At 72.8% G+C, this 9,570-nt stretch carries 7 protein-coding genes; all 7 read left to right on the forward strand.

Annotated features, from left to right (window positions below; all coding sequences use genetic code 11):
• Window positions 1-232 precede the first annotated feature (232 nt).
• Entirely contained in the window at window positions 233-529 is a 297-nt protein-coding gene (gene gatC / locus MHW47_RS27035; RefSeq protein WP_018102521.1) for an Asp-tRNA(Asn)/Glu-tRNA(Gln) amidotransferase subunit GatC, read from the forward strand.
• 5 nt (window positions 530-534) lie between these two features.
• Window positions 535-2,034 (forward strand): Asp-tRNA(Asn)/Glu-tRNA(Gln) amidotransferase subunit GatA, encoded by a 1,500-nt coding sequence (gatA, locus tag MHW47_RS27040; protein WP_239226382.1) that lies wholly within the window; start codon window positions 535-537, stop codon window positions 2,032-2,034.
• Complete coding sequence (locus tag MHW47_RS27045) at window positions 2,031-2,273, forward strand: hypothetical protein (RefSeq protein ID WP_239226383.1); 243 nt, start codon at window positions 2,031-2,033, stop codon at window positions 2,271-2,273. The genes gatA and MHW47_RS27045 overlap by 4 nt, the downstream gene beginning before the upstream one ends.
• 15 nt (window positions 2,274-2,288) lie before the next feature.
• The gene (gene gatB / locus MHW47_RS27050) at window positions 2,289-3,797 is read left to right on the forward strand and encodes an Asp-tRNA(Asn)/Glu-tRNA(Gln) amidotransferase subunit GatB (protein ID WP_308381719.1); all 1,509 of its coding nucleotides are present in this window, start codon (window positions 2,289-2,291) and stop codon (window positions 3,795-3,797) included.
• Window positions 3,798-4,096: 299 nt separating this feature from the next.
• Complete coding sequence (locus MHW47_RS27055) at window positions 4,097-6,319, forward strand: MMPL family transporter (protein ID WP_239226384.1); 2,223 nt, start codon at window positions 4,097-4,099, stop codon at window positions 6,317-6,319.
• Window positions 6,320-6,515: 196 nt separating this feature from the next.
• Window positions 6,516-6,692 (forward strand): hypothetical protein, encoded by a 177-nt coding sequence (locus MHW47_RS27060; RefSeq protein WP_239226385.1) that lies wholly within the window; start codon window positions 6,516-6,518, stop codon window positions 6,690-6,692.
• A 74-nt stretch (window positions 6,693-6,766) separates the two neighbouring features.
• Window positions 6,767-9,570 (forward strand): AAA family ATPase (locus MHW47_RS27065; RefSeq protein WP_239226386.1); only part of this gene is annotated, 2,804 nt, incomplete at its 3' end.

Here is a 9,570-nt window from a genome sequence, read left to right on the forward strand (position 1 = left end):
GCGGCCTCCGCGGTGACGGCGCCGGCCCCGGCGGGCGAACTGGAACAGCGCCCCTCCGGCCGTACCTCCGGCCCGCGCCCGGCGACCACGTGACCGTCCGGCGCGAGCGCCCCCGCGGACGTTTGCGGCGGGTGGCCGTGGGCGGTGTGGCCGACCCCATAGGATTGGGGGCCGGCGGCACATTTCCACCCTGCCCCCGGCCAACCACACACCAACCCCTGAGGATCGCTGCATGCCTGGCATCACGCGCGAGGAGGTCGCCCACCTCGCCCGGCTGGCGCGTCTGGAGCTGAAGGGCGAAGAGCTCGATCACTTCGCCGGTCAGCTCGACGACATCATCGGCGCGGTCGCCCGCGTCTCCGAGGTCGCCGACCAAGACGTACCGCCGACCTCCCACCCGCTGCCGCTGACGAACGTCATGCGGGCGGACGTCGTCCGTCCGTCTCTCACCCCCGAGCAGGCGCTCTCCGGCGCCCCGGCCCAGGAGCAGCAGCGTTTCAAGGTGCCGCAGATCCTGGGGGAGGACTGACAGCCATGACGGACATCAGCATCATCAAGCTCACCGCGGCCGAGATCGCCGCGAAGATCGCCGCCGGCGAACTCACCGCCGTCGAGGTCACCGAGGCCCACCTGGCCAGGATCGAGGCCGTCGACGAGAAGGTGCACGCCTTCCTGCACGTCGACCGCGAGGGCGCGCTCGCCCAGGCCCGCGCCGTGGACGCCAAGCGGGCGGCCGGCGAGAAGCTGGGCCCGCTGGCCGGCGTCCCGCTCGCGCTCAAGGACATCTTCACCACGAAGGACATGCCGACCACCGTCGGCTCCAAGATCCTCGAGGGCTGGGTGCCGCCGTACGACGCGACGCTCACGCAGAAGCTGAAGGCCGCCGACGTCGTCATCCTCGGCAAGACCAACATGGACGAGTTCGCCATGGGGTCCTCCACCGAGAACAGCGCCTACGGCCCCACCGGCAACCCCTGGGACCTCACCCGCATCCCCGGCGGCTCCGGCGGCGGCTCCTCGGCCGCCCTGGCCGCCTTCGAGGCCCCGCTCGCCATCGGCACGGACACCGGCGGCTCCATCCGCCAGCCCGCCGCCGTCACCGGCACGGTCGGCGTCAAGCCCACCTACGGCGGCGTCTCCCGCTACGGCATGGTCGCCTTCTCGTCCTCCCTGGACCAGGGCGGGCCCTGCGCCCGCACCGTCCTGGACGCGGCGCTGCTGCACGAGGCGATCGCCGGCCACGACCCGATGGACTCCACGTCGATCGACGCGCCGGTCCCGCCGGTGGTCGAGGCCGCCCGCAACGGCTCGGTGCGCGGCATGCGCGTCGGGGTCGTCAAGCAGTTCTCCGGCGAGGGCTACCAGGCCGGTGTCGTCCAGCGCTTCGAGGAGTCCGTCGAGCTGCTCCGGTCGCTCGGCGCCACCGTGGTCGAGCTGGACTGCCCCTCCTTCGACCTCGCGCTCTCCGCGTACTACCTGATCGCCCCGTCCGAGTGCTCCTCGAACCTCGCCCGGTTCGACGCCATGCGCTACGGCCTGCGCGTCGGGGACGACGGCACGAGGTCCGCCGAGGACGTCACCGCGCTCACCCGCGAGGCCGGCTTCGGCGACGAGGTCAAGCGCCGCATCATCCTGGGCACCTACGCGCTCAGCTCCGGCTACTACGACGCGTACTACGGCTCCGCGCAGAAGGTCCGTACGCTCATCACCCGCGAGTTCGAGCAGGCATTCGAGCAGGTCGACGTGATCGTCTCGCCGACCACGCCCACCACCGCCTTCCCGATCGGCGAGCGCGCCGACGACCCGATGGCGATGTACCTGGCCGACCTGTGCACCATCCCCACCAACCTGGCGGGCAACTCCGCCATGTCGCTGCCCTGCGGCCTGGCCCCCGAGGACGGCCTCCCGGTCGGGCTGCAGATCATCGCGCCCGCCATGAAGGACGACCGGCTCTACAAGGTCGGAGCCGCCGTCGAGGCCGCTTTCGTGGAAAGGTGGGGTCACCCGCTGCTCGAGGAGGCTCCGTCGCTATGAGTGCCATGGCCAAGAAAGCCAAGAACTTCAAGAAGTCGAAGACCGGGCTGTACGTCTCGATGGGCTCCACCGCGTTCGGTGCGCTCAGCGTCGCCAAGCAGGCGCGGCTCGCCCGTGAGGAGAACGACACGCTGCGGCTCATCGACGCCGCCGTGTCCGCCGCGGCCATCGTGACCGGCCTCGCGATCCTCTATCGCGAACTGAAGCGTCTCGGCGACGACGACGTACTGCTGGGCTGAGAGGGAAAGTTTTCCGTGACTGTCATCGACCTGGAGTCGTACGAGGACGCCCTCGCGACGTACGACCCCGTCATGGGCCTCGAGGTCCATGTGGAGCTCGGCACCAAGACGAAGATGTTCTGCGGCTGCTCCACCGAGCTGAAGCAGGACGCCAACTCGCAGACGTGCCCGGTCTGCCTCGGTCTGCCCGGCGCGCTGCCGGTCGTCAACGCGATCGGCGTCGAGTCCGCGATCAAGATCGGCCTCGCGCTCAACTGCGAGATCGCCGAGTGGTGCCGCTTCGCCCGGAAGAACTACTTCTATCCGGACATGCCGAAGAACTTCCAGACCTCCCAGTACGACGAGCCGATCGCCTTCAACGGCTATCTGGACGTCCAGCTGGAGGACGGCGAGATCTTCCGGGTGCAGATCGAACGCGCCCACATGGAGGAGGACACCGGCAAGTCGACGCACGTCGGCGGCGCCACCGGCCGTATCCACGGCGCGTCCCACTCCCTGCTCGACTACAACCGCGCGGGCATCCCGCTCATCGAGATCGTCACCAAGCCGATCGAGGGAGCGGGCGCCCGCGCCCCTGAGGTCGCCAAGGCGTACGTGGCCGAGCTGCGCGAGCTGATCAAGGCGCTCGGCGTCTCCGAGGCCCGCATGGAGATGGGCCAGATGCGCTGCGACGTCAACCTGTCGCTGCGCCCGCACGGCACCGAGACCTTCGGTACGCGCTCCGAGACGAAGAACGTGAACTCGCTGCGCTCCGTCGAGCGGGCCGCCCGCTTCGAGATCCAGCGCCACGCCGCGGTGCTGAACTCCGGCGGCACCGTCGTGCAGGAGACCCGGCACTTCCACGAGGAGGACGGCTCCACCACGGCCGGCCGCATCAAGGACAACGCCGAGGACTACCGCTACTTCCCCGAGCCCGACCTCGTGCCGGTCGCCCCGGCCCGCGAGTGGGTCGAGGAACTGCGCAAGGGCCTCCCCGAGCTGCCGCGCGTCCGCCGCGCCCGGCTCAAGGAGGAGTGGGGCGTGTCCGAGCACGACATGCAGTCCATCCTCAACGCGGGCGCGGTCGAGCTGATCGTGGCCACGATCGAGGCGGGCGCGCCCTCGGACCAGGCCCGCAAGTGGTGGATGGGCGAGCTGGCCCGCAACGCCAACGAGACCGGCCGCGGCCTCGACGAGCTGCCCGTCACCCCGGCGCAGGTCGCCCGGGTCGCCGAGCTGGTCGCCGCGGGCGACCTCAACGACAAGCTGGCCCGCCAGGTCCTGGAGGGCGTGCTCGCCGGCGAGGGCGACCCGGACACCGTCGTCGAGAAGCGTGGCCTCAAGGTCGTCTCCGACGAGGGCGCCCTGTCCGCCGCCGTCGACGAGGCCATCGCGGGCAACGCCGCCGTCGCGGACAAGATCCGCGGCGGCAAGGTCGCGGCGGCCGGCGCGCTGGTCGGCGCGGTCATGAAGGCGACCCGCGGCCAGGCCGACGCGGCCCGGGTCCGCGAGCTGATCCTGGAGAAGCTGGGCGTCGAGGGCTGATTCCCGGCGTACGCCGAAGGGGCGGTGCGCCCGGTCGTGGACCGGGCGCACCGACCTTTTCGTTCAGTCGCACTGCCCCCGTCGTTGAGGCGCACCGCCCCTGTCGTTGAGGGCGCACCGCCCTTTTACCCATGCGTACTTATGTCGCTCTTAGGTTGATGTGCCCGCTGTGACCCTCCCCACGAAACGGGCAAATGATCTCGAATGGCTGCGAGAGTGGCGGTCTCAGGTCATGGGTTCTCCCGCGGTCGGCACCGCCGTCGCCGGGACGACCACGAACCCGCAGGGAGCGCGTCCCCTTGGCTGCCATCGCCCGCTGGTGCGTCACGCACCGCCTCATCGCCGTACTGATCTGGCTGTTCGCCCTCGGGGGCACGGCCGCCGCGGCCGGGTTCGCGGGGTCCGCGTACTCCAACGACTACGAGGCCCCCGGCACCGAGTCGGGCCAGGCCGCCGACCTGCTCAAGAGCGGCTTCACCGACCTCGGCGGCGACACGGACACCATCGTCTGGCACACCGAGGACTCCACGGTCCGGGCCACCGACGTCGAGCAGAAGATGACCCGCACCCTGCACGCCGTCGAACGGCTGCCCGGCGTCGGGGCGGTGGCCGGCCCCTACACGGAGAGGGGCGCCGCGCAGATCAGCGCCGACGGGCACACCGCCTACGCCACCGTCACCTTCGACCAGCGCGCCGACGACGTGCCCGTGGCGCAGGTCCAGGCCGTCGTGGACACCGCCGAGGCGGCGCAGAGCCCGCATCTGCGCGTCGAGCTGGGCGGCTCCGCCATCGCGCTCACCGAGGCCCCGGCCGCCCACCTCAGCGAGGTCATCGGAGTCGCCGTCGCCGCCGTCGTGCTCTTCGTCGCCTTCGGCTCGCTCGCCGCCAGCCTGCTGCCCATCGCCACCGCGCTCGTCTCGGTCGGCACCGCGTACGCGGGCATCGTGCTGCTGGGCCACCTGATGACCGTCGCCGACTTCGCCCCCATGCTCGGCATGCTCATCGGCCTCGGCGTCGGCATCGACTACGCCCTGTTCATCGTCACCCGGCACCGCAGAGGGCTGCGGCGCGGCATGACCGTGCCCGAGGCCGCGCAGCACGCGGTGGCCACGACCGGCCGGGCCGTCGTCTTCGCCGGTGCCACCGTCTGCATCGCGCTGCTCGGCATGCTGATCCTGCGGCTCAGCTTCCTCAACGGCGTCGCCATCGCCGCCTCCCTGACCGTCGTGCTCACCGTGGCGGCCTCGGTGACCCTGCTGCCGGCCCTGCTGTCGCTCATCGGCCTGCGCGCGCTCAGCCGGCGCGAGCGCGCCCGGCTGGCCGCGCACGGGCCGCAGCCCGAGTCCCCGACCGGCTTCGCCGCCCGCTGGTCCGCCTTCGTCGAACGGCACCCCAAGCTGCTCGGCTCGGTGGCCGCCGTGGTGATGCTGGCCCTCGCGCTGCCCACCTTCTCGCTCCACCTCGGCACCTCCGACCAGGGCAACAACGCGGCGTCCTCCACCACCCGGCAGGCGTACGACCTGCTCGCCGACGGCTTCGGCCCCGGGGTCAACGGGCCGCTGACCGTCGCCGCCGACCTCGACGGCGCCGACGACCGGCTCGCGATGGACGCCCTGCCCGCGACGCTGCGCGCCGTCGACGGGGTGGCCCGGGTCGACCCGGTCACCTACAACGCCGCCGGCGACACCGCCTTCGTCACCGTCGTCCCCGACTCCTCCCCGCAGTCCCGCGCCACCAGCGAGCTGGTCGAGCGGCTGCGCACCGACGTCCTGCCGAAGGCGGCCGACAACACCTCGCTGGAGACCCACGTCGGCGGGGTGACGGCCAGCTACGACGACTTCGCCCAGGTCGTCATCGGCAAGCTGCCGCTGTTCGTCGGCGTCGTCGTCGGACTCGGCTGCCTGCTCCTGCTGCTGGCCTTCCGCTCCCTCGGCATCCCGCTCAAGGCGGCGGTCATGAACATCGCGGCGGTCGCCTCGTCCTTCGGCGTCGTCGTCGCGATCTTCCAGTGGGGCTGGGGCAGCGAAGCCCTCGGCCTGGGCAGCGCCGGCCCCATCGAGCCCTTCCTTCCGGTGATCATGGTCTCGGTGCTCTTCGGCCTCTCCATGGACTACCAGGTCTTCCTGGTCGGCCGGATGTACGAGGAATGGCTGGAGACCCGCGACAACCGGCGCGCGGTCCGGGTCGGCCTCGCCGAGACGAGCCGGGTGATCAACTCCGCCGCCGTCATCATGATCTCGGTGTTCCTCGCCTTCGTCCTCAGCGGCGACCGGGTCATCGCCATGTTCGGCATCGCCCTGGCGGCCGCCGTCGCCCTGGACGCCTTCGTCCTGCGCACCCTGCTCGTCCCCGCCCTGATGCACCTGCTGGGCGGCGCCAACTGGTGGCTGCCCCGCTGGCTGGACCGCCGGCTGCCCCGCCTCTCCGTCGAACCGCCCGACCACCCGGTGGCACCGGTCCCGGTGCCGGGGCGGCGTACCTACGCGGACGAGCCGGCCGGGGCGGTCCGCGAGAGCGCCTAGGACACGCCCTAAGGCATCCCCGGGCGGTTTGCCCGGGGCCCTGCGGTGGTGGGGCACCCCGCCTAAGGCACCCCGGCTCCACAGATGCGGAAGACGCCCGATGCGGCGCACCCCCCTGGGGAACGAGAGTGGAGGCACGGCAGAGGAACTGCCGCCACCGAGGCCCGGAAGGGCCGTCACCCAGGGGGACACCACCATGTTCGAGTTCGAACTCCAGAAGGTCATGCACGCCGAACTGCTGCGCCGCGCCGACCTCGAGCGCCTCGCCGGAGAGGCCCGCCGGGCCCGCCGCGCCGCCCGCCGCAGCGCACGCCACGAACCCGGAAGGACGGTGAGCGGCGGCCTACGGGACCGGTACACGTCCGCCGCGTAGGGACACCGGTGGAGGGGAGACGGGGCCCGCACGGTCCCCGGAAAAATCCGTCCGCACCGTCGGACCCGTGTGCGATGCTCGGCGGCGTGGAGACCAGGTCAGTCAGCCCCGTGTTCGTCGGCCGCACCGGCGAACTCAACTCGCTCACCGGCGCGCTCGGGCGCGCCACCACGGAACCCTCCGGCACCGCCGGAGGGTTCTGCGGTGAACCGCAGGCCCTGCTCATCGGCGGTGAGGCCGGAGTCGGAAAGACCCGCCTCGTCGAGGAGTTCCTCGCCGTCGCCGCCCGCCGGGACGCCGTCGTCGCCGTCGGCGGCTGCGTCGAGATCGGCGCCGACGGCCTGCCGTACGCCCCCTTCTCCACCGCCCTGCGCGCCCTGCGCCGCGCCCTGCCCGACGAGATGGCCGCCGCCTGCGCCGGCCAGGAGGGCGAACTGGCCCGGCTGCTGCCCGAACTCGGCGAGACCGGCCGGGAGGGCTCCGACGAGCACGGCACCGCCCGCCTCTTCGAACTCACCGTCCGGCTGCTGGAGCGCCTCTCCGCCGACCGGGCCGTCGTCCTCGTCCTGGAGGACCTGCACTGGGCGGACTCCTCCACCCGCCACCTTCTCGCCTACCTCTTCCGCACCCTGCGCAGGGGCCGCCTCGTCGTCGTCGGCACCTACCGCGCCGACGACATCCACCGCCGCCACCCGCTGCGCCCCCTCCTCGCCGAGATCGACCGGCTGCGCACCGTCCGCCGCATCGAACTCGCCCGCTTCACCCGCTCCGAGGTCCGCCGCCAGCTCACCGGCATCCTCGCCGACACCCCCGACCCCGCCCTGGTGGACGAGATATTCGAGCGCTCCGACGGCAACGCCTTCTTCGTCGAGGAGCTGGCCTGCATCCTGGAGGGCGGCGACGGGGACGGCGACGGACTGCCCGACTCGCTGCGCGACCTCCTCCTCGTCCGCGTCGAGGCCCTCACCGACGACGCCCAGAAGGTCGCCAGGATCGTCGCCGAAGGCGGCTCCGCCGTCGAGTACGAACTGCTCGCCGCCGTCGCCGACCTCGCCGAGGACGACCTGATCGAGGCCCTGCGCACCGCCGTCGGCGCCAATCTGCTGCTCACCACGCCCGAGGGCGACGGCTACCGCTTCCGCCACTCCCTGGTCCGCGAGGCCGTCAGCGACGACCTGCTCCCCGGCGAGCGCTCCCGCCTCAACCGCCGCTACGCCGAGGCGCTGGAGGCCGACCCGGGCCTCGTCGGCGAGAGCGAGCGCGCCACCCGGCTCGCCAGCTACTGGTACGGGGCGCACGACCCGGCCAAGGCGCTGCCCGCCGTCCTCAGGGCCTCCGTCGAGGCCCGCCGCCGCAACGCCTACGCCGAGCAGCTGCGGCTCCTGGAACGGGCGCTGGAGCTGTGGGACGACGCCCCGGAGGCCGTCCGCCACACCCTGCGCCCCATCGACTACGCCGAGGTCTACCCCGCCTGCCGCTCCGACGCCTCCCCGCTGCGCTACCTCGACCTGCTGGCCGAGGCCACCGTCGCCGCCCGCCTCGGCGGCGAACGCGAACGGGCCTTCGCCATCTGCAAGAAGGCGCTGCGCCTGCTGGCCGGCGAGGACGACGCCCTGCGCGCCGCCTGGTTCTGGGTGCAGCGCTCCCGCCTCGTCCAGGACCTCACCCGCGGCGACGGCTGGGAGGAGCTGGCCACCGCCGAACGCCTGGTCCGCGGCCTGCCGCCGTCCGCGGTGCACGCGGACGTGCTGATGATGGTGGCCGGCTGGGGCGCCCTGCACCGCCCGGGCCCCGACACCCTGGCCGCCGCCGAGCGGGCCGTGGAGTACGCCCGGCTCGTCGGCGACGAGTACATCGAACTGCACGCCCGGCTCACCCGCGGCTGGCTCAACGCGGACGCCGGCGCCGTGGACGAGGGCATCGCCGAGATGTACGTCGTACGCGACCGGGCCGACGAACTGGGCCTCATCGACATCATGGGCCGGGCCGGCATCAACCTGCCCTCCACCCTGGAGGCGATGGGCCGCTCCCTGGAGGCCGTGGCCGCCGCCGACCACGGCATCCGCATCTGCCACGAGCACGGCGTCGCCGACATGGAGGCCTGGGTGCGCACCAACCAGGCCATGTCCCTGTTCTCGCTGGGGCGCTGGGACGAGGCCGTCGCCACCACCGAGGCCGCCGCCCGCAAGTCCCTCTCCCGCAAGTCCCAGGGCCTGGTCGCCGCCCGCCGCACCGAGATCGCCCTGGCCCGCGGCGACCTCGCCGAGGCCGAACGCCAACTCGCCCTGACCCGACGCTGCTTCGGCTCCAGCGACCCCCAGCCCCAGCACTTCATCAACCCGGTGCGGCACGCCATCCTGCTCGCCGTGCAGCAGGGCCGGCTGACCGAGGCGCGCGCCGCCTTCGAGGCCCAGGCAGCCGAGGGCTTCCCCACCGGCACCCAGCGCTACGCCTTCCCCATGCTGCACGCCGTCGCGGCGGCCGAGGCCGACGCCCGGGGACTGCCCGCCACCGAACCGGGCCGCCCCGCCGTCCTCGCCCTCGTCCGCGACCACCTCAAGCGGCTGCCCGCCCTCGTCCCCGTCTGGTCCGCCTACGTGCTGCTGATCGACGCCGAGCTGGCCAGGGCCGAGGGCACCGACACCCCCGCCCACTGGGAGGGCGCCGCCCGGGCCTTCACCCCGCTGCAACGCCCGTACGAGCTGGCCCAGATCCGGCACCGCTGGGCGGAGGCCCTGCTCATCGCCTCCGGGGACCGGGCCACCGCCACCCGGCTGCTCCGCGACGCGCACACCACCGCCGTCCGGCTGGGGGCCCGCCCGCTCACCGAGACCATCGAGCTGCTGGCCGGCCGGGCCCGCATCGCGCTGAGCGGCCC

This window comes from Streptomyces sp. OfavH-34-F (assembly GCF_022347745.1).
Taxonomy (GTDB): domain Bacteria; phylum Actinomycetota; class Actinomycetes; order Streptomycetales; family Streptomycetaceae; genus Streptomyces.